Source organism: Helcococcus kunzii ATCC 51366 (genome assembly GCF_000245755.1).
GTDB classification, from domain to species: domain Bacteria; phylum Bacillota; class Clostridia; order Tissierellales; family Peptoniphilaceae; genus Helcococcus; species Helcococcus kunzii.
This window is the reverse complement of record NZ_JH601088.1, coordinates 785,628-807,234: the sequence shown is the minus strand read 5'-3', so window position 1 is coordinate 807,234 and position 21,607 is coordinate 785,628. Positions and strand designations below refer to the sequence as shown.

At 29.5% G+C, this 21,607-nt stretch carries 19 protein-coding genes; 4 read left to right on the top strand and 15 right to left on the bottom strand.

From position 1 onward, the window contains the following. Positions 1-354 (bottom strand): hypothetical protein (locus tag HMPREF9709_RS10045; protein WP_005397998.1); only part of this gene is annotated, 354 nt, incomplete at its 3' end. 366 nt (positions 355-720) lie between these two features. On the opposite strand from HMPREF9709_RS10045, the gene HMPREF9709_RS03550 reads away from it, so the two are divergent. Next, complete coding sequence (locus HMPREF9709_RS03550) at positions 721-2,004, top strand: ISL3 family transposase (protein ID WP_005397997.1); 1,284 nt, start codon at positions 721-723, stop codon at positions 2,002-2,004. 101 nt (positions 2,005-2,105) lie between these two features. Here the strand turns inward: HMPREF9709_RS03550 and eno are convergent, their stop codons facing one another. The 11 genes from eno to HMPREF9709_RS03495 all read right to left on the bottom strand — a co-directional run bounded on the left by eno (position 2,106) and on the right by HMPREF9709_RS03495 (position 14,703). Continuing rightward, the gene (gene eno, locus HMPREF9709_RS03545; RefSeq protein WP_005397992.1) at positions 2,106-3,395 is read right to left on the bottom strand and encodes a phosphopyruvate hydratase; all 1,290 of its coding nucleotides are present in this window, start codon (positions 3,393-3,395) and stop codon (positions 2,106-2,108) included. A 2-nt stretch (positions 3,396-3,397) separates the two neighbouring features. Continuing rightward, positions 3,398-4,954, bottom strand: coding sequence for a 2,3-bisphosphoglycerate-independent phosphoglycerate mutase (gpmI, locus tag HMPREF9709_RS03540; protein WP_005397990.1), 1,557 nt, complete (start codon positions 4,952-4,954; stop codon positions 3,398-3,400). 17 nt (positions 4,955-4,971) lie between these two features. Continuing rightward, on the bottom strand, positions 4,972-5,718 hold the full coding sequence (tpiA, locus tag HMPREF9709_RS03535; protein WP_005397988.1) for a triose-phosphate isomerase: 747 nt from the start codon (positions 5,716-5,718) through the stop codon (positions 4,972-4,974). 8 nt (positions 5,719-5,726) lie between these two features. Continuing rightward, positions 5,727-6,917: a phosphoglycerate kinase gene (locus tag HMPREF9709_RS03530; RefSeq protein ID WP_005397986.1), complete on the bottom strand. Its 1,191-nt coding sequence runs from the start codon at positions 6,915-6,917 to the stop codon at positions 5,727-5,729. Between the two features lie 49 nt (positions 6,918-6,966). After that, positions 6,967-7,965 carry a type I glyceraldehyde-3-phosphate dehydrogenase gene (gene gap / locus HMPREF9709_RS03525; RefSeq protein ID WP_005397984.1) on the bottom strand — a complete coding sequence of 333 codons (999 nt, stop codon included), beginning with the start codon at positions 7,963-7,965 and terminating at the stop codon, positions 6,967-6,969. A 168-nt stretch (positions 7,966-8,133) separates the two neighbouring features. After that, positions 8,134-9,405: an alpha-L-fucosidase gene (locus HMPREF9709_RS03520; RefSeq protein ID WP_005397983.1), complete on the bottom strand. Its 1,272-nt coding sequence runs from the start codon at positions 9,403-9,405 to the stop codon at positions 8,134-8,136. A gap of 192 nt (positions 9,406-9,597) precedes the next feature. Beyond that, positions 9,598-10,524: a thioredoxin-disulfide reductase gene (gene trxB, locus HMPREF9709_RS03515; protein WP_005397981.1), complete on the bottom strand. Its 927-nt coding sequence runs from the start codon at positions 10,522-10,524 to the stop codon at positions 9,598-9,600. A gap of 10 nt (positions 10,525-10,534) precedes the next feature. Continuing rightward, positions 10,535-11,002 carry a tRNA (cytidine(34)-2'-O)-methyltransferase gene (locus HMPREF9709_RS03510; protein WP_005397979.1) on the bottom strand — a complete coding sequence of 156 codons (468 nt, stop codon included), beginning with the start codon at positions 11,000-11,002 and terminating at the stop codon, positions 10,535-10,537. A 44-nt stretch (positions 11,003-11,046) separates the two neighbouring features. Next, on the bottom strand, positions 11,047-11,850 hold the full coding sequence (locus HMPREF9709_RS03505) for a Cof-type HAD-IIB family hydrolase (RefSeq protein ID WP_005397977.1): 804 nt from the start codon (positions 11,848-11,850) through the stop codon (positions 11,047-11,049). 1 nt (position 11,851) lies between these two features. Continuing rightward, the gene (locus tag HMPREF9709_RS03500) at positions 11,852-12,124 is read right to left on the bottom strand and encodes a metal-sensitive transcriptional regulator (RefSeq protein WP_005397975.1); all 273 of its coding nucleotides are present in this window, start codon (positions 12,122-12,124) and stop codon (positions 11,852-11,854) included. Continuing rightward, positions 12,124-14,703: a heavy metal translocating P-type ATPase gene (locus HMPREF9709_RS03495; protein WP_005397974.1), complete on the bottom strand. Its 2,580-nt coding sequence runs from the start codon at positions 14,701-14,703 to the stop codon at positions 12,124-12,126. The genes HMPREF9709_RS03500 and HMPREF9709_RS03495 overlap by 1 nt, the downstream gene beginning before the upstream one ends. Before the next feature lie 143 nt (positions 14,704-14,846). Between HMPREF9709_RS03495 and HMPREF9709_RS03490 the strand changes: the two genes are divergently transcribed. The 3 genes from HMPREF9709_RS03490 (at position 14,847) to HMPREF9709_RS03480 (ending at position 18,561) form a co-directional block, all read left to right on the top strand. Next, on the top strand, positions 14,847-16,703 hold the full coding sequence (locus HMPREF9709_RS03490) for an NAD(+) synthase (protein ID WP_005397971.1): 1,857 nt from the start codon (positions 14,847-14,849) through the stop codon (positions 16,701-16,703). 50 nt (positions 16,704-16,753) lie between these two features. Continuing rightward, positions 16,754-17,710: an NAD(P)-dependent oxidoreductase gene (locus HMPREF9709_RS03485; protein WP_005397968.1), complete on the top strand. Its 957-nt coding sequence runs from the start codon at positions 16,754-16,756 to the stop codon at positions 17,708-17,710. 116 nt (positions 17,711-17,826) lie between these two features. Then, a complete protein-coding gene (locus tag HMPREF9709_RS03480; protein ID WP_005397967.1) occupies positions 17,827-18,561 on the top strand; it encodes a YebC/PmpR family DNA-binding transcriptional regulator in 735 nt (244 codons plus the stop codon). A gap of 53 nt (positions 18,562-18,614) precedes the next feature. Here the strand turns inward: HMPREF9709_RS03480 and HMPREF9709_RS03475 are convergent, their stop codons facing one another. Genes HMPREF9709_RS03475 through rnr form a run of 3 tightly spaced genes read right to left on the bottom strand, consistent with a single transcriptional unit; the run spans position 18,615 to position 21,595 of the window. Then, positions 18,615-19,208: a cyclodeaminase/cyclohydrolase family protein gene (locus tag HMPREF9709_RS03475; protein ID WP_169311907.1), complete on the bottom strand. Its 594-nt coding sequence runs from the start codon at positions 19,206-19,208 to the stop codon at positions 18,615-18,617. A 13-nt stretch (positions 19,209-19,221) separates the two neighbouring features. Then, the gene (gene smpB, locus HMPREF9709_RS03470) at positions 19,222-19,689 is read right to left on the bottom strand and encodes an SsrA-binding protein SmpB (protein WP_005397965.1); all 468 of its coding nucleotides are present in this window, start codon (positions 19,687-19,689) and stop codon (positions 19,222-19,224) included. Beyond that, entirely contained in the window at positions 19,670-21,595 is a 1,926-nt protein-coding gene (gene rnr / locus HMPREF9709_RS03465; RefSeq protein ID WP_005397962.1) for a ribonuclease R, read from the bottom strand. Before rnr ends, smpB begins: the two co-directional genes overlap by 20 nt. Positions 21,596-21,607 lie beyond the last annotated feature (12 nt).

Here is a 21,607-nt window from a genome sequence, read left to right as displayed (position 1 = left end):
TTTTGCTTCTGAAGTCCTACTCGCCTTTTTCCCATTGAATTGTTCATCAATTTTATATACATATTTACTATCACCAATAGCATTCTTATATTGCATATATACGTAATTTCTATCAAAACCATATGCTTCTCCATGGAATTTTGCATCATCAAATGGAACCACAGAACCATAATCATGAAAAGCATACATTCTTCTATACTCGCTAGGTTTATATTCTAATACTTTTTTTTGATTATTTGGAATACTAATTTTTGTTTGAAATGAATTTACTAAGGAACTAAATACAAAAATTAAAGCGAAAGCCATCATACTTACTAATAATTTAATATTCTTTTTATTTTTTATGTTTTCCATTTTTCCCTCCAAATAAATTATTTACTTATGCTATTTTAATTATATCAAAAAAAAAAAAAAAAAAGGGAACATTTTCATTCATTAATTAATAAACTGTATAAACGTTCTATATTATACAATTTAGCGAGAACAGGAATAAAGATTTAACTTATTTATTTAATTTTTTGAAAACATTAATTTTTTTATACTTTATAAAAAATAATTAAAAAAGGCAGCTTTTACACTGCCTCTAAAATATGGTTCTACAATAAATAGTGTTGGTGGATAAATTTCATCAACGCTATCTTTAATTTAAAATAAAAAAAGACAAATTGCTCAATTTATCTTAGAATTAGATTAACCAAAAACATATCTAAGGAGAACAAAATGTCTTTTAATAATTTTACTACAAAAATGCTTTCAATAACAGATGATAATATAAGTTTTTCTGATGAAATTTATGAAAAATTGATTAACAATCTTCATACTATTGTTTTTTGTGCTAAATTAACATATAAATCTCACTCTTGCCCTAAATGTGGTAATTGTGATGATAGTAAAATAATTAAACACGGTAGCAAAAATTCAATTGTTAGAATTCTTCCTGTAAATGGTCAACCTGCCGCCATTGATCTTAAAAAACAGAGATTTCTTTGCAAAGAATGTAAATCTACTTTCATCGCTGAAACTAGTCTAATTAGTAAATTTAAATCAATTTCAAATAGACTTAAAACTAAAATTTTAAAAGATATTTCTCTAAAAGTAAGTGAGATTGATATCGCTAATTTAAACAATGTTTCTCATTCTACTGTTTCAAAATATATTGACAAAGACTTTAGATCTTACAGACCTAGTTATCTTTGGTTACCCAAACATATTTCTTTCGATGAGTTTAAATCAACTAAAGATGCTGACGGTTCAATGAGTTTCATTTTTACTGATGTTGAAAATAATAAAATAATTGATATTGTTGAAAATAGACAACTTCATTTTCTGACTAAATACTTCTCTAGATTTACAGATGAAGCGAGAGCTATGGTTGAGACTGTATGTATTGATATATACACACCTTACATGAGTTTGATAACAGAGATGTTTCCTAACGCAAAGATAATTCTTGATAGATTCCATATTGTAAATTTAATATCTAAAGCCTTAAATAAGACTAGGATAGCTGCTATGAAAAATTTTAACACTTCAACTATGGAATATAAACGACTTAAAAAATATTGGAAATTAATTCTTAAAGATTCTTCTACCTTACGATCTTCACATTTTTACAAATATACACATTTTAGAGAGCTTAAGTCTCAGGAAACACTGGTTGAAGATTGTATAAAATGTGATCAAGAGCTTAAAGACACTTATGATGCATATCAAATAATTCTAGGCGACATTAGAACTAAAAATTTTGAAGATTTACAAACACATCTAGTAATGCTAAAAGATAATGTATCAGATGAGATGAGGACAGTATTTGAAACATTAATTGAACATATAGAATATGTGACCAACGCATTAAAATATACTTATTCAAACGGTTATACTGAAGGAGTAAATAACTATATCAAAACTATAAAAAAGGTTGCTTTTGGATATAAGTCATTCTTTCACTTTAGAAATAGAATATTAATTTCTTTCAAATTAAAACAACAATTTAATACAATTTAAAATAACAATGGAGCTAGATTCTACTCTAACTCCAATAAAATGTTATTCTAATTCTTTACCAACACTATTTGACAAAGAACCTAAAATAAAATATTATCTTACTATTTTAAGTTTAAGTTAAAGAATGAATCTTTACCTTTGAATACTGCTGTATCAAATAGTTCATCTTCGATTCTTAATAATTGATTATATTTAGCAACTCTATCTGTTCTTGATGGAGCACCTGTCTTGATTTGACCAGTATTTAATGCTACTGCTAAGTCAGCAATAGTTGTGTCTTCTGTTTCACCAGATCTGTGTGACATAACTGCTGTATATCCAGCTTTGTTAGCCATTTCTACTGCATCAAGAGTTTCTGTTAATGTACCAATTTGGTTAACTTTTACAAGCAATGCATTAGCTACACCATTTTCGATACCTTTTGCTAATCTTTCAGTATTTGTTACAAATAAGTCGTCACCAACTAATTGAACTTTTTTACCTAATCTTGATGTTAATTCTTTCCAACCTTCCCAGTCATTTTCATCTAGGCCGTCTTCGATTGATACGATTGGATATTTTTCAATTAATTCTTCATACCATGAAATCATTTCTTCTGTTGATTTTTCAACACCTTCGCCTTTTAGTACGTATTTTCCATCTTCATACATTTCTGATGAAGCAACATCCATAGCGATCATAACTTCGTGTCCTGGTTTGTATCCAGCAACTTCGATAGCTTTAACGATTGTTGATAAAGCTTCTTCGTTTGATTTTAAGTTTGGAGCGAATCCACCTTCGTCACCAACTGCTGTGTTGTGACCAGCTTCTTGTAATACTTTTCTTAAGCTGTGGAAGATTTCAGCACCCATTTGTAATGCGTGTTCAAATGATTTTGCACCAACTGGCATAACCATGAATTCTTGAATATCTACTGAGTTATCTGCGTGTTCACCACCATTTAAGATGTTCATCATAGGAACAGGTAATTGTTTAGCGTTAAATCCACCAACATAGTTATATAGAGGAATACCTAATTCGTCTGCTGCTGCTCTTGCAACTGCAATTGATACACCAAGTATTGCGTTAGCACCTAATCTACCTTTATTGTCAGTACCATCTAATTCGATCATTAAATTATCAATACCAACTTGATCAAAAACATCTAAACCAATAATTTCATCTGCTAATTCTGTATTAACATTTTCAACTGCTTTTAATACACTTTTACCTAGATAATATTCTTTGTCACCGTCTCTTAATTCAACAGCTTCAAATTGTCCTGTTGATGCTCCTGATGGAACTAATGCTCTACCAAATCCACCTAAATCTGTAAATACTTCAACTTCTACAGTTGGATTTCCTCTTGAATCTAAAACTTGTCTTGCGTATACGTCTGTAATGTAACCCATAGTTACCCCCTATTTATTAATGATTTTCCTGTCATTTCTGCAGGTTTTTCTAATCCTAGAATATCTAACATGGTTGGTGCTAAATCAGCTAACCTACCACCATCTCTCATTGTAACACCTTCTGTGTCTTTTGTCACATAAATTACTGGCACTAAGTTTGTTGTGTGTGCTGTAAATGGTAATCCTGTTTCAAAATCTATTAATTGTTCACTATTTCCATGGTCTGCTGTAATGATAAATTCATAGCCATGTTCTAAACCAACTTCAACAATTTCTCCAACACATTGATCTACAGTTTCAACTGCTTTTTTTGCAGCTTCAATAATACCTGTATGACCAACCATATCTGGATTTGCGAAATTTAAGATTATTGCTGAAGGTTCTTCAGATTTAATTCTTTCAATCGCTTTATCTTTTAATTCAAAAGCAGACATTTCTGGTTGTAAATCATATGTTGCAACCTTTGGAGAAGGTACTAAAATTCTTTCTTCACCTTCTAGAGGTGGTTCAATACCTCCATTAAAGAAGAATGTAACATGAGCATATTTTTCTGTTTCTGCCATTCTTAATTGTTTCAAGCCATGATTTGCAACAACATCACCAAATGTATTTTTAATATCTTTTGGTGGATATGCAATACTTACATTTTCAATTGTCTTATCATATGTTGTCATTGTTACAAAATGAGTGTGAACTTGTTTTTCTCTGATAAATCCATCAAAGTCTTCATCAACAATTGCTCTTGTAAGTTGTCTTGCTCTATCTGGTCTAAAGTTGAAGAATATTACACTATCACCATCATTTAATGTAGCAACTGGTTCATTATTTTCCATAATAACTGTAGGAGTCATAAATTCATCAGTTGTATTTTTTTCTTGTGTAGATTTATCGTATTCTTCTTGTATAGAAGCAATAGGATCAGTAACTTGTTTACCTTCGCCTAATGTAATTGCTCTATAAGCAAGCTGTGTTCTATCCCATCTTTTATCTCTATCCATTGCATAGTATCTACCGATAACTGTTGCAATTTTACCATAGCCTATTTCATCAACTTTATTTTGTAAATCTTTAATATCAGAAACACCAGCTGTTGGAGAAACATCTCTACCATCAAGTATAGCGTGAACATACACTTGTTTTAAGTCGTGTTTCTTTGCTAATTCTAATAAAGCAAATAAATGAGTTAGGTGTGAATGTACACCACCATAAGATGATAATCCTATCAAATGAAGAGCTTTATTATTTTCTTTTGCTTTTTTAACTGCTTCAACTAAATATTGATTGTTGTAAAAAACACCTTCTTCAATTTCTTTTGAAATAAGTGTTAAATCTTGATAGATAATTCTACCAGCACCAATGTTCATATGGCCAACTTCTGAATTACCCATTTGTCCTTCAGGTAAACCAACGTCCAAACCACTTGCTTTTATTGATGTGTTTGGATACATTTTTATATTTTTATCAAAGACAGGTGTATTTGCTAATTTAACAGCATTACCAGGATAATCTTTACCATATCCCCAACCGTCCATGATAATTAACATTACTTTTTTATTCATAATTACCTCGGTTCAAATTAAAAATTAACTAATTCTGAATAGCTATTAGCTTCTAAGCTTGCTCCACCAACTAATGCTCCGTCAATATTTTCTTTTGACATAATTTCTTTAACATTGTTAGGTTTTACAGAACCACCGTATTGGATTCTAACTTTTTCAGCGGCATCTTTACCAAATGTATTTTCTACATGTTGTCTAATAAATGCACACATTTCTTCTGCATCTTCTGCTGATGCAGTCTTACCTGTACCAATAGCCCAAATTGGTTCATAAGCAATAACTATATTTTCAAATTGAGATGCATCTAAGCCTTCAAAATCAGCTTTTAATTGTGTTTCAACTTTTTCTTGAGCTTTTTCCGCTTCTCTTTCTTCAAGTGTTTCACCAACACATAAGATTGGAACTAAACCTTGTGATAAAACAGCTTTTATTTTCTTATTGATATCTTCATCTGTTTCACCAAAGTATTCTCTTCTTTCTGAGTGTCCTAAAATTACATATTTAATGCCTAAATCTTTTAAGAACACTGGAGAAACTTCCCCTGTAAATGCTCCTGAATTTTCAAAATATGCGTTTTGTGCTCCAACTTCAACATTAGTATCTTTTAATAATTCTTTAGCTAATGCTAAATTTGTAAATGGAGGGCAAACTACAGCTTCAACTTCGCTGTTTAATTCTAAAGCTGCAATTTCTTTTAGCAACTCTTTTGCCTCAGAATAAGTTTTATTCATTTTCCAGTTACCTGCTATTATAGGTTTTCTCATGAATCCTCCTATTTTTCTTCTACTGCATCAATACCTGGTAATACCTTACCTTCTAATAATTCTAAGCTAGCACCACCACCAGTTGATACATGTGTAATTTGATCTTTGTATCCTGCATTTTCTACTGCTAATGCTGAGTCACCACCACCAACGATTGTAACTGCACCATCTAATTCAGATAATGCTTTAGCAATTGCTTTTGTACCATTTGCAAATTGTTCAAATTCAAATACTCCCATTGGTCCATTCCATACTATTGTTTTTGCACCTTCAAGAGCTTTAACAAATAAGTCAATTGTTTTTGGTCCGATGTCTAATGATTCTAATTCTGGATCAATTTCATCTGCAACAGTCGCTTTTGCATCTTCACCAAATGAATCAGAAACAACAAAGTCAATAGGTAATAGTAATTCAACATTATTTTCTTTAGCTTTTTCAACTAATTGTAATGATAAATCCATTTTATCTTCTTCAAGTAGAGACTTACCAATTTCTTTACCTTGAGCTTTTAAGAATGTATAAGCCATACCACCACCGATAATAATCTTATCAACTTTAGTTATTAAGTTTTCGATTACTCCGATTTTATCTGATACTTTAGCTCCACCTAAAATTGCAACAAATGGTCTTTTTGGATCTTCTAAAGCTCCACCCATGATTTCTACTTCTTTTTGAACTAAAAATCCTAATGCAGATGGTAATATTGAAGAAACCCCAACGTTTGAAGCATGAGCTCTATGTGATGTACCAAATGCGTCATTCACATATAAATCTGCTAATGAAGCTAATTCTTTAGAGAATGATTCTTCATTTTTTTCTTCTTCTTTTCTATATCTTGTATTTTGTAATAATGCAACTTCTCCTTCTTGTAATTTTTCAACTTCAGCTTTTACATTATCATCAACTACAACATCTGAATCTAAGAATTTCACTTCTTTATTTAATAATTGTTGTAGTCTATCTGCTACTGGTTGTAATGAATACTTTGGATTTGCTTCACCTTTTGGTCTTCCTAAGTGACTCATTAAAATAACTTTAGCACCATTATCTATTAAATAATTAATAGTTGGAAGTGCAGCAACAATTCTTGAATCGTCAGTGATTTCTTTATCATTTTCTTTTGAGAAAGGAACGTTAAAATCTACTCTAACTAAAACTTTCTTCCCTTTTACATCTAAATCTTTCAATGTTTTTTTCATATTTCCTCCATATGTATAACCCAGTTTATTTTACTGGGTTATAGGTCAATTATTTTGTTGCGATTAATTGAGCTAAGTCAACAACTCTATTTGAGTAACCCCATTCATTATCGTACCATGAAACCACTTTAGCTAAATCACCTATTGTATATGTTAAGTATGGATCAAAGATAGATGATCTTGTATCTCCTTGATAATCAATAGATACTAATTCTGCTTCTGCATAACCTAAAATATCTTTTAAGTCACCTTCAGCATGTTTTTTCATTGCTTCGTTAATTTCTTCTGCTGATACTTCTTTTGATAATTGAACAGTTAAGTCCACTAAAGATACTGTTGGTGTAGGTATACGAACTGCATATCCTGTTAATTTACCTTTAACTTCTGGTAATACTTCAGCTACTGCTTTTGCAGCACCAGTTGTTGTTGGTATTTGAGATAAAGCAGCCGCTCTAGCTCTTCTTGGATCTCTGTGTTTATTATCATGAATGTTTTGGTCGCCTGTATATGCATGAATTGTTGTCATAAGACCTTTTTCAATACCAAATTCTTCTAACAATACTTTTGTTAAAGGAGCTAAACAGTTTGTTGTACATGATGCATTTGAAACGATATTATCATTTTCTTTATCATAGTCTTCATGATTTACACCCATTACAATTGTTCTGTCAACATCTTTTGCTGGAGCTGTTAGTAAAACTTTTTTAGCACCTGCTTTTAAATGTTTTGATGCACCTTCTCTGTTATTGAAAGCACCTGTTGAGTCGATAACTAGTTCTACTCCTAGTTCTTTCCATGGTAGGTTTTCTGGATTTCTATCAGATGTAAATGTTACTTTAACATCACCAAAGCTTAATCCATCTTCATTTACAGTTATTTTTTCTGCAAACTTACCATATAGTGAGTCATATTGGAATAATTTTGCTGAAACTTCTTTGTCGCCAGTATCGTTAATTGCTACTAGTTCAACACCTTCTGGTTTTCTTTCCAAAATTATCCTTGCAACGTCTCTACCTATTCTTCCGAAACCGCTAATTGCTACTTTCATTTCCCCTCCTAAAATTTTTGACTGAAATCTTGAGATTTCATCTCTTTATTCGGCCTATAATTAGTATAACCTAACAATAATAATTCATCAATATTTATATCCAATTTTTTTATTGGTCTACAACTATTTATATAATAAATTTAAAAAATATTAATTGTTATAATATTTTCAATATATTGAAATTTCTTTTAATATTAATCTACCTTCTCCATTTAACTCAATTCGGATATTATAAATAGCTTTTTCACTATATTGATTATTGTCGATTTTAATTATCCTTTTAGCTCCAATTGAAGGTATATTAATTCTTTCTTCATTGACAAAAATGTAACCTTCTTTAAATCGTGAGCCATATTTTATATCTTCTTGTAGAACAATATAATTTATTTTTTGTTCCTTAATATCTTCAATATTGATAATAATTGTTCTACCTTCATTATTTTCAGTATTGGTAATCTTAAATTTCTCATTTAATTTATTTGAAAATTCTCTGTTTATAGTATTTTTAAATTCAATAATATTATCTTTTAATTCTTGTCGAATCCCTCCTTCCTTATTTGGAGCAATATTTAATAAAAGTACAGCTCCTCTTCCAACCGATTTTAAGTAAATATTTTTTAACTCTTCAACAGATTTTAATTTTTCCTCAGGATGAGAGAACCATCCACTTGTTGTGCATGTATCAGCTTCCGGCACACTCCATACATAGTTTTCATTATGTCCATCTCTTGATTTAAACTCTGTAGAATAGTCAATTGTCATATCTTCTTTTTTTTGTAATCTTGGAGCATTTTCTTCAGGCGCATATCCCATTTCATTTCCTAACCAATGCACTCCGCCTCTTGATCCAACACCAAAAAGTAACATTTCTGGATTGTTTTTCTTAACTGCATCAATCCACAAATCGAAATCGTAAACTTGATCTTTGTATCGTGGATCTTTGGCATTGTCGAACCACCATTCAACAAATTTTCCATTATTACCATATTTGGGATTGTTACATATCTCTTCCAACTGATTTAAATAATATCTATTGTATGCTTCACCAGTGCCATATGTGTTTTCGTGAACATCCCATGGCGATAGATAACATCCCATATCTAAATCATATTTAGTACATGCTTCGGACAATTCAGCAAAAAAATCTTTACCATAACTAGTATTTGTTATTTTATGATCTGTATATTTAGAATCAAACATACAAAAGCCGTCATGATGTTTAGCGGTAAAAATTAATCTTTTAAATCCAATTTCTTTTATAAATTTGACATATCCGTCAAAATCGAAATGTTTCAATTTAAAATCTTCTAATTTTTCCTTTCCATTTCCCCACTCAACCTCTGTGAATGTATTCATTCCGAAGTGCATAAATGCAGACATTTCTTCTTCATGATATTTTATTTGCGCATTATTTGGGACTGGCCCTTTATACTCTCTCATATTGATACCCCATTTATTTAATATAATTTTCTTTCTATTATAGTAACATTTACAACTATTAATATTCAAATATTATAACTGTGTAAAATCTGGGAATATTTAAATATTATAACTGTGTAAAATCTGGGAATATTTAAATAAAAAAATATCTGCTAGTTTAATTTCCCCAACAGATATTTTTTATATTATTTTCTATAAACTCTCTATATATTTTTCTGCAGCTATCGCAGCTACTGCTCCATCAGCTGTTGCTGTAACAACTTGTCTAACTGATTTCGTCCTAACATCACCTGCAGCAAAAACTCCTGGTACACTAGTTTTTGTATCTTCACCAGCTTTTACATAGCCTCTTTCTAACTCTACTTTGCCTTCTAAAAGAGTAGTATTAGGAATGTATCCAGCAAAAATAAATAGTCCTGTATCAGGATCCCCTGGTTGTGTAGCGTATGTTTTCATAACGCCATTTTTAGTATCTTCTACAACCAATTCTTTAACGAATTGTTCACCTTTTACTTCTCTAACTTCTTCGAAATATTTTACATCAATTTTATCATTGGCAAAAGCCTTATCTTGTATTGATTTTGCAGCTTTTAATTCACCACCACGGTAAAGTATTACAACTTTTTTACCAAATTTAGTTAAAAATATTGCTTCTTCAACCGCAGCATCGCCACCACCGACAACATAGATATCTGATCCAGTATAAAATGCACCATCACATGTAGCACAATAGGCAACCCCTTTACCAGTATATTCTTTTTCACCTGGTATATTTAGTTTTCTAGGGTTAGCTCCTGTTGCATATATCAATGTCTTTGTTTCGTAAGTATTATCTCTAGATTTCAATACTTTAATTTTTTCAGATAAATCTACTTCAATTATTTCATCATTAATTTTTTCGGCACCAAAAGATTTTGCTTGTTCTAACATTGTTTCTGTCATTTCTGGACCAGTTTTACCGGTTAATCCAGGATAATTATCAACTTCTAAAGTTAAAGATATTTGTCCACCAGTTTGCCCTTTTTCAATGATTGCAGTTTTTAAACCTGCTCTTGCTGCATATAATCCTGCAGTTAAACCAGCTGGACCGGCACCTAAAATAATTACATCATATACCATAATTTTCTCCTCAATTCATATGTTCAAAACCAATTTGTCTGTAAGCTTCATATAAGACAATATTTGCTGAATTTCCAAGATTTAATGATCTATCACTATCACTTCTCATTGGAATTTTTATACTACTATCTTCCAACTGTTTATGAATATAATCATAAACACCTTTGGACTCACTACCAAACATTATATAATCTCCGTCTTTATAGGAAACATCAGTATGAAATTTAGTAGCATGAGTGGTAGCTAAAAATAGATTTGCATCTTCTTCCTTATATTTTAGAAAATCTTCGAAACTATCATGTAACACTAAATCTACATGTTCCCAATAATCTAGACCAGCTCTTCTCATCATCTTATCAGTAATTGAAAAACCAAATGGTCTTATTAAATGAAGTCTAGTATTTGTTAAAAAACATGTTCTACCAATATTGGCAGTATTTCCAGCAATCTCTGGTTCAAATAAAACTATATTTAACATATGCCCTCTTTTATTACTTTGAATCAATAAACAATTCAATTAAATTATTTTTCTAAGATATTGACAACCGCTTTATAAAATCCGTCATTTTCTACACTTTCCGTAGTGTAATCAGCTACATCTTTTAATGTTTCAATAGCGTTTCCCATCGCTATGCCATTACCAGCAAATTGTATCATCTCAATATCATTTTCATGATCTCCAATAGCCACAATATTTTCTCTATCAACCTCTAATATATTAGCCAAATTTTTAAGTGCATTTCCTTTTGAAACTCCTTTTGACATAATATCTAGACTTTTATCACCAGATAATACAATATAAATATCTTTTAGTGATTTAAGCTCATTATATAAATCTTCATTATCTTCATAAGAAATATACATGAAAAACTTGTAGATATTTACATCCTTTTTTAAAACATAATCTTCTATATGTCTGCTAATTACTAAATCAACACAATATTTTCCCTCACCCAGATGCATGTGTTTAATTTTTGAAGTATCAATCCTATTAGAATAATACGTGTTTTCACTATACATTTGAAAATCTAAATTATGTTTTCTAGCGATATTTATTAATTGTTTTATTGTTGACTTTTTTAATGGATTTTTATATACAATATTATCATTTGGATCTAAAATAATTGCACCATTCGTGCCAATTATATACGGTTTAATATCTAAATTATCCATTACATTTCTAATCGAACTTGCAACTCTTCCTGAAACTGCAACTACATTATAATCATTTTTATAAAGCATCTTAATGGCTTCTTCGCTTTTTTCACTTGGTTTTTTACCATGTATCAAAAAAGTATCATCAATATCCGTTGCAAAAATCTTCATATTACTTACCCAATTTCATAATAATATTTTCAATTTCAGAAATTTTCTTTTCAACATCTACTTCATCACCTTTTTTTAGTGAATCTGTAACACAGTTTTTCAAATGTGCACTTAAAATTTCTTTATTAGTAGAATTTAATGCTGAATTTGCAGCTATAATTTGTGAAGAAATATCTAGACAATATTTATCTTCTTCAACCATTTTAATTATGCCGTCAATTTGTCCTTTTATTCTATTTAATCTGTTATATATAACTTTTTTATCTGCTTGCACTATTTCACCCCTCTAACTTCATAGCCAGCTTCTTCAACTGCTTTCTCTAGTTCTTTTAATTCAACATCTTCAGTAACATCAACTGTAGCTGATTTATTTGCTAAATCTACTTTTGCATTTTTTCCTACTGTGTTTAATGCTTCTTCTACTTTCAATTTACAATGTTCACATGACATTCCTTCGATATTTAAATTTAGTTTTTTCATAGAACTACCTCTTTTTTCTTGATTTTGTTTAATATCAATTAAATTAATATTATCATAATTTACATTATTTTCTAAACTTTTGTTTACTTTTTTATTTTTATATTCTATTTTATTTTTATATTCTATATTAAATGATTTTAATCTTAAAGCATTTGTCACAACAAATACTGATGATAAACTCATCGCTAAAGCACCAATCATCGGATTAAGCTTTATACCCCATCTTGGATAAAATAGCCCCATAGCAATTGGAATGGATATAATATTATAGAAAAACGCCCAGAATAGATTTTCTTTAATATTTTTTATAGTTTTCTCACTTAATTTTATAGAACTAACTATATCCAATAAATTAGATTTCATTAAAACTAAATCGGCTGATTCTATAGCTATATCAGTACCCTCTGAAATTGCAATACCAATGTTAGATCTCATTAATGCAGGTGCATCATTTATACCATCACCTACCATTGCAACTTTTTTATCATTTGATTGATAATCAGATATTACTTTATCCTTGTCTTGAGGTAACAAATCTGCCTTTATATCTTTTATACCAACTCTATTTGCAATCTCTCTTGCTGTAATCTCGTTATCACCAGTTAGCATAACGGTATTAATTCCCATTTTATTAATCTCTTCTATCGCCTCAATAGATGTATCTTTAATATCATCAGCAATGGCAAATATAGCTAATATAGTTTCTTCATCAAAAAGAAACACTGAAGTTTTACCTTGTGAAGAATACTTGTTTGCAATATTTTTTATATCTTCGGAAAAAATATTAAATTCTTTCAAAAGCTTATCATTACCAATATAATATTTTTTATCATCTACAACAGCTTCGATTCCTTTTCCAGTATAAGAATTAAAACCACGCGCCTTTTTATTATTTTTATTTTCTTTATTTGCAAATTCTATTATCGCTAAAGCTAATGGATGTTGTGAATCACTTTCCAAAGCAGAAGCTATTTCTATTGCTTCATCTTTATCAAAATCATTAATTGTTATTATATCAGTTAATATAGGTTTTCCTTTTGTAATAGTACCTGTTTTATCAAAAACTATTGTGTCGATTTCATGTAATACTTCTAATGCTTCCGCATTTTTAACCAGGATACCATTATCTGCTGCTTTACCTGTAGCGACCATCATAGCAACTGGTGTAGCTAATCCTAATGCACATGGACATGAAATTACTAAAATACCAATTGCTATTGATAATGCAAAGCTAAAATCATATCCTAAAATAATCCATACAATAAATGATATTATTGAAATAACAATAACGATAGGCACAAAAACTGATGATATTTTATCAGCCATCTTCGAAATTGGTGCTTTTGTTGTTGAAGCTTCTTCCATTAATGTAATAATTTTTGATATAGTGGTATCTGATCCAACATTTTTCGCTTCCATAATAAATGAACCATTATTATTGACAGATCCGGAGATAACTTTATCTCCTTTTTCTACATCTAATGGCATAGATTCTCCAGTTATTGCAGAAGTGTCAAGACTAGATTGTCCTTCAATGATATCTCCATCTATAGCAATTCTCTCTCCTGGAACTACTTTTATATGATCACCGATAACTATATCTTCTACACTTATCATCTCTTCAATCCCATTCCTAATTACTCTTACTTCATCAGGTTGTAATTCTATTAGTTTATTTATAGAATCGGTTGTTTTTGATTTTGATTTTACTTCTAAATATTTACCAACTGTAATTAGTGTCAGTATCATAGTAGCTGCTTCATAATATAGATCATGTCTGTATTGATGCACTATTTCATTATTTTGTACACCTAAACCGTAAAATATCATGATAGATGCAAATACACCATATACTACAGCTGCAGCTGATCCTAAAGCAACTAAAGTATCCATATTTGGATTTTTCTTAAATAACGCTCTGAATCCATGGACATAATAAGTCCTATTTGCATATAATACAGGAAGTGCAATTAACAATTGAACAAAAGCATATAATCCTGCGCCCTCATTTCCTTGCAAAATTTTTGGATATGGCAATCCTATCATCTCTCCCATTGCAATATACATTAATAAAATCATCAATGGAATAGATATCATCAATCTATTTTTTATAGATTTTGCTTCTTTTTCCAATTGTTCTTTAGGATTTTTTGTCTTAGATTTAGTATCTCCTCTTAATTTTGCAGTGTAACCAGCATTTGTTACAGCGTCAATTATTTCTTCATCTGATAATTTATCATCTGTAACATCCATTGTATTTGTAAGCAAACTAACATTTACTTTTTCAGCTCCCAGTTTCTTGACTGCTTTTTCGACAGTAAGTTGACAAGAAGCACAAGTCATCCCTTCTACATCAAATTTTCTATTTTTCATAATTCTCTCCTGTCTATATACCCCCCTGGGGTATATTCACAGTATACCCCCCAGGGGTATATTTGTCAAGATTTACAAATATATTTTTTCATTTTTCTTATATGTTGTATAATTTAATATATAGATATTTAGCAGGAGGATGTATGTTTAAGAATTTTATAAGAGTTGCAAGTGCAAATATTAAAACAAAATTACTTAATGTAAATGAAAATAAAAATGAAATGTTAAAATTTTTTGAATATTCGGGAAAAAATGATGTTGATTTAATCCTATTCCCTGAGCTTACTCTTACAGGTGTATCAGGTGGAGATTTAATTATCTCAAAAGAAATAATAGAAAAATGTGAAAAAGCGATACTTGATTTGTATGAAGCATCAAAAAAATATAATACTATTTTTGTATTTGGTATGCCTATTAGATCACAAAACAAATTTTACAATGCTATGATTTTATTACAAAAAGGAGAAATCTTAAATATAGTCATTAAAAATAAACTAAGTATGGATGAAAAAAGAATATTTTCAGATTTCGCTAATAACGGATTTATTGAGACTAATTTATTCTCCAATAAAAATGAAGCTTATCATGTAATCTACGGCAAAGATACATTAACTTCAAAAAATAAAGATATTAATATACAATTAATTTTTGAAAATGAGGCTTTTACATATGATTCAAAGATTCATAACTCAACAAATATATTACTTATACCTGGATCAATGCCAGCAAATATGAATTCCATTAGCCAAAATTCAGAAAAATTAAAATCATTATCTGCATTCACAAATACAGCCATTTTATATGCTGGAGCATCAAACTATGAATCAAGTACATCTTCAACTTATAGCTCACAAAAATACATTTTAGAAAATGGTCTGTTACTAGAAAAAGGTAAATTGTTTAATAATGGTATAGTAATTACTGAAATAAATCTTGATGAAGTTCAATCAAGAAGTAACAACGAAGAAAATATATATGGGTTTGAATTTGACTTTTCTAAAACCGATATTAAATTGAGAAGAAAAATAGACAAATATCCTTACTTCCCTAAAGACAATTTTGATGAAAGTATGAGAAATATTTTAGAACTTCAGTCAGAGGCGTTAGCAAGACGTTTAAGACAAATTCCAGATAATAAAATATTTATAGGCTTATCCGGAGGTTTGGACTCTACTTTAGGTTTGATTGTAGCATCTCTTGCCTACTATAAATTAGGTTTAGATAGTAAAAATATTTACACAGTAACTATGCCAGGTCTAGGCACTTCTGATAGAACAAAACATAACGCGATTAATCTTGCTAAAGCATATAACACAAGCTTTAAGGAAATAAGCATTGTTGATTCAGTTAAACAACATTTCAAAGATATTGAACATGATGAAAATGATTTTTCTGTCACTTATGAAAATTCTCAAGCAAGAGAAAGAACTCAAGTGCTTATGGATCTTTCCAATAAATATGGTGGTATAGTTTTAGGTACAGGTAATATGTCAGAGATTGTTTTAGGATGGTCAACTTTTAATGGAGATCATATGTCGATGTATAATGTAAACTGTGGAATCCCTAAAACGTTATTAAGAGAAGTTGTTAGATATGTAGCTAATAATACAAATAACGATTTGCTAAAAGACACATTACTTGATATTATTGATACTCCAATATCTCCTGAGCTATTACCAACAGGCGATGATGGAAATATTAAACAAAAAACTGAAGATAATGTTGGACCGTATGAGCTTCATGATTTCTTCACTTATCATCTAATAAAAAATAAATCTAAAATTAACGATATTAGATTTATGGCAATTGAAGCCTTCTCAGATAAATATAGTGAAGAAATAATAGATAAATATCTAAATAAGTTTTTATGGAGACTACAAACTCAACAATTTAAGAGAAATACTTCGGTTGATGGTCCACAAATACTTGAATATTCACTAAATTCAAGATTAGGATTTGTTATGCCATCAGATGTAGATCCAAATTCTTTAACACTTTAGTACAAATATAAATTCAAATATAAATTTTAAATTAATTGAATGGAGTAAATATGAAAATTAGATTAATTGAACCTTTAGGAGTTTCAAATGATTTATTAGATCAATATAGAGAAATATTATCTTCTAGAGGACATGATTTTAAATATTATAATGATAAAGCAAAAGATTTAGAAGAACAAAAGAAAAGAATATCTGATGCTGATATTATCATGATTGCAAGTAGTCCACTTCCTGGTGAAGCTTTCAAAGATAATCCAAATCTTAAATATATAAATGTTGCTTTTACTGGATTTGATCATATAGATTTAGATGAAGCACATAATAAAGGTATAAAAATTAGCAATGCCTCTGGATATTCTAATACTTCAGTAAAAGAGTTAGTACTAGGAATGGTTTTAAACATCTATAGAAAAATATCATCAGGTAATATTGCAACAAGAGAACAAAAAACTCATGAAGATTACTACGTAGGCACTGAATTAAAAGGTAAAACTGTTGGTATTTTAGGTACAGGAAGTATCGGTATAGAAGTTGCTAAATTATTTTTAGCTTTAGGATGTAATGTAGTTGCATATAATAGAAGTGAAAAAGAAGAATTAATAAATTATGGTGTAACTTATATGTCTTTAGATGATGTTTATAGACATTCCGATATCATAACAATACATCTTCCACTAAACAAGAAAACAAGAGGATTGGTAAATAAGAGTTCATTTAAGAAAATGAAACCAAGTGCTGTACTTATTAACTGCGCAAGAGGACCAATAATTAATAATGATGATTTAGCAGATGCATTAAATAACAATCAAATTGCTTATGCAGGAGTAGATGTTTTTGATATGGAGCCTCCTATTCCAGCTGATTATCCATTATTAAAAGCGAAAAACACATTACTTACTCCTCATATAGCTTATTTAACAAAAGAATCTATGATAAAACGTGCAAGAATTGCTTTTGATAATTTAATTTCTTACCTAGATGGCAACCCTAAAAATATAATAAATTAATCCTTGATAAGTGAAGATACTGATTTTTCTTCACTTTATTAAGTTTTTTTGTTATAATAATCATTGCGATTTATTAAATGATAATAGTTATAAAAAGAATTGAAAGAAGGTAAAAAATGGGAAGAGCTCACGAAGTCCGCGCTGCCTCAATGGCAAAGACTGCGGCAATGAAAACAAAATTATATTCAAGATTTGGAAAAGAAATTTATATTGCAGCAAAAAGTGGTGAACCAGATCCTGAAATGAACTTAACATTAAAGAGAAAAATTCAAGAAGCAAAATCAAATCAAATACCTGCAGATGTTATAAAAAGAGCCATTGATAAAGCAAAGGGTGGCACAATTGAAAACTATATAGAAGCACGTTATGAAGGTTTTGGACCTGCAAATACAACATTCATCGTAGATTGTTTAACAGATAATACAAATCGTTCTATGACAGATGTAAGAACTGCATTTACTAAAACTGAAGGTTGTAAGATGGTAAATCCTGGTGGAGTTTCATATAACTATGATTCTGTTGGACTATTTGTATTTAAATACGATGATGAAAATAAAATGCTTGAAAAACTTCTTGAATCAGATGTTGATGTACAAGATGTAAGCGTTGAAGACGGTGAAATGACTGTTGAAACTTCATTTACTGATTTTTCAAAAGGGCAAGATGCCATCGAAGAATTATTACCAGACATCGAATTTGAAACATGTGAAACAGCAATGATACCACACGATTATATTACATTAGTTGAACAAGATGATATCGATGCTTTCAATAAACTTATGGGCATGTTAAATGATTCAGATGATGTAAACAAAATTTATCACAACGCAATAATTGAAGAAAAAGAATAAAATCAATTAAAAAAAACTGTAGAAAACATGCTAAAACATATTTCTACAGTTTTTTATTTTGTATTAAATTCTGTTAGTTTCATTTCAAATTGTTTTTGTAAGTTTTCCTGTTTATCTTTCATCTCTTCAATATATTTTTTATCTTTTATATATTTAAGATTTATATAGAAGTTAATAATTGCAGAATTATAAGCAGATGAAATTTGGTGACTTGCTACAATAAGTTCAGTTGAAATCATATCATCTGAAAACTTGGAAATTTCTAATATATAAGATAATAAAGCTACAGATTTTTCCATTATTTTATAAGGGGAATTTACTGCTGCTTTTAAAGCATTTTGAGTAAAGTTAAATCGATAAATCCTCTCTTCTTCTGTATCTTTTGATAATTTCCATGCCTCTAAAACATTTCCAAAAATTTTCCCATCTTCCTCTATACCAATCTCAAAAAACTTTTGATAATTTAACAGATCATTTTCAAAATTTGGTCTTAATTTATCAGAAATGCTCTCATCTTTTTTCTTTATCATATTATACGCCTTTAGTATAAGGCTAGCTGCAAGGGCTCCATTTAAGCTCGCAACAGAGCCTCCTCCAGCATAATGATTTGCTTGTGTAATTGTTTCTAAATATTTACTAATTTCCATGATATTACCCATTTTAATACATATTTCTTAAACTACGCTCTATTCTTCTTTTATCGTCTTTTAATTTAAGATCTTCTCTTTTATCATAAAGTTTTTTACCCTTACCAATTGCAACATCTAGTTTTATCAATCCTTTAACTTCTTTTAGTTCAAATGGTATAAAAGAATAACCTTTTTCAGTTATTTTACCATTAATTTTTTTAAGTTCTTTTTTATTTAATAAAAGCTTTCTCGTACGAGTGGGATCTTGTTTTGAAAATCCACCTTGTCCATATTCATACGGTGTAACATGCATATTTACGATAAACGCTTCACCATTTCTAATTTGACAAAAAGATTCATTAATAGAAACTTTTTGATCTTTAATACTTTTTACTTCATTTCCTTCTAATACTAAACCAGCCTCAAAATATTCTTCAATATGATAATCATGTTTGGCTCGTTTGTTTCTCGCTAATGTTTTAATTTTCTTTTTCCTCAACTTCCATTAATTTAAAATCTATTTCTCTTGCGTCAATATTGACATTATCAACTTTAATAGTCACTTGTTGTCCAAGTTCATATACTTTTCCTAAATGTTGACCAATGATTTTATAATTTTCTTTATCAAATTCATAGTAGTCATCATTTAATGATCTAAAATGAACCAAACCCTCAACTGTATTTGGTAATTCTACAAATATACCAAAGTTGGTAATAGATGAAATTATACCATCATAAATATTTCCAATCTTGTTTTGCATATATTCAGCTTTTTTCAGACTTTCAACATCTCTTTCCGCTTCTTCTGCGTTTCTTTCCGTTTCAGAAATATGTGCTGCTATCTTATCTAGTCTTTTTAGATAGGATCTTTTCTCTTTTTTAAAGTTATTGTGTAAACTTCCTTTAAGAATTCTATGCACAACAAGGTCACTATATCTCCTTATCGGAGCTGTAAAGTGAGAATAGTTCTCCGTTGCAAGCCCAAAGTGAATATTTGGTTCTCTCTTATATTCTGCTTTTCGCATAGTTCTCAACATAATATTACTAATTAAGAAGCTTAGAGTCGTTCCTTCAACATCTTCTAATATTTTTTGAAAATCTTTTGGATACAATTGCTGACCTTTTATTTGAAGTCCAAATTTAGCTATAACACTTCTAAATTCTTCAACTTTATCTTCTGAAGGAGCTTCATGTACTCTATATATAAATGGCACATCCATATTAGCAAAATGTCCACCAACTACTTCATTTGTCACAACCATAAATGATTCAATTAGTTTATTTGCTACTCTTCTTTCATCTTCTTTTATATCAATTGGGGTACCATATTTATCTAAAATTATTTTTGATTCCTTAAAGTCAAAGTCTAATGCACCTTTAATCTTTCTTTTTTCTTCTAAAATAGCATGAAGTTCATTCATATTACTTAAGGATTCTATCAATTCGTCATCTTTATAGATATTTTCTTTACCTTCTAGCAAATCAGATACATTTTCATAAACTAATCTATAATTACTTCTTATTATAGATTCATAGAAATAATAATCATTGATATTTCCTTTTTTGTCAAATACCATTTTAACAGTGACTGTCAATCTATCAACATTTGGATTTAATGAACATAATGAGTTTGACAGTTCCTCTGGTAACATAGGTATTACTCTATCAAGTAAATATACAGAATTCCCTCTTTCGTATGCATCATCATTTATCGCACTATTTTCAGTAACATAATGAGCAACATCAGCTATATGAACATATAAAATATATTTGTCATCTTTTTTTTCAATAGAAATAGCATCATCAAAATCTTTAGCATCAGCACCATCTATGGTTACTGTAAATAAATCTCTAAAATCCTCTCTATTTGCAAAATCTTTCTTATCTGGTACATCTGGTAAAGATCTTGCGTAATTTAATGTATCATAGGAAAATTCATCTGGTAGTTCGTATGTTTTAGCAATAGCCAAAATTTGGATCCCTGTATCATTTGTATTTCCTAAAACTTCAACCACTCGTCCTGTAGGATTTTTATCTTTTCTATCAAAAAATAAAATTTCAACGACTACTTTATCGTGATTTTTTGCTCCATTTATATGCTCTGTAGGGATAAAAATATCATGATTTGATTTGTTTCCATCTAAAATAACAAAACCATATTTCTTTATTTTTTGAAATTCTCCAACTAAAACACTTCTATTTCTTTCAAGAATTTCTACGACTTCGCCTTCTGCTTTGTTATTTCCTTCAGCTTCTTTTATAACCTTTATCCTAACTCTATCATTATCTAAAGCTCTATTTAAAGATAATCTAGAAATAAATATATGTTCAAGATTTTCATCATCAGGTATAAAAAATCCGAATCCTTTTTTACTTAAATTAATCTTTCCATCTAATATGCGCATTATTCTCTTCCT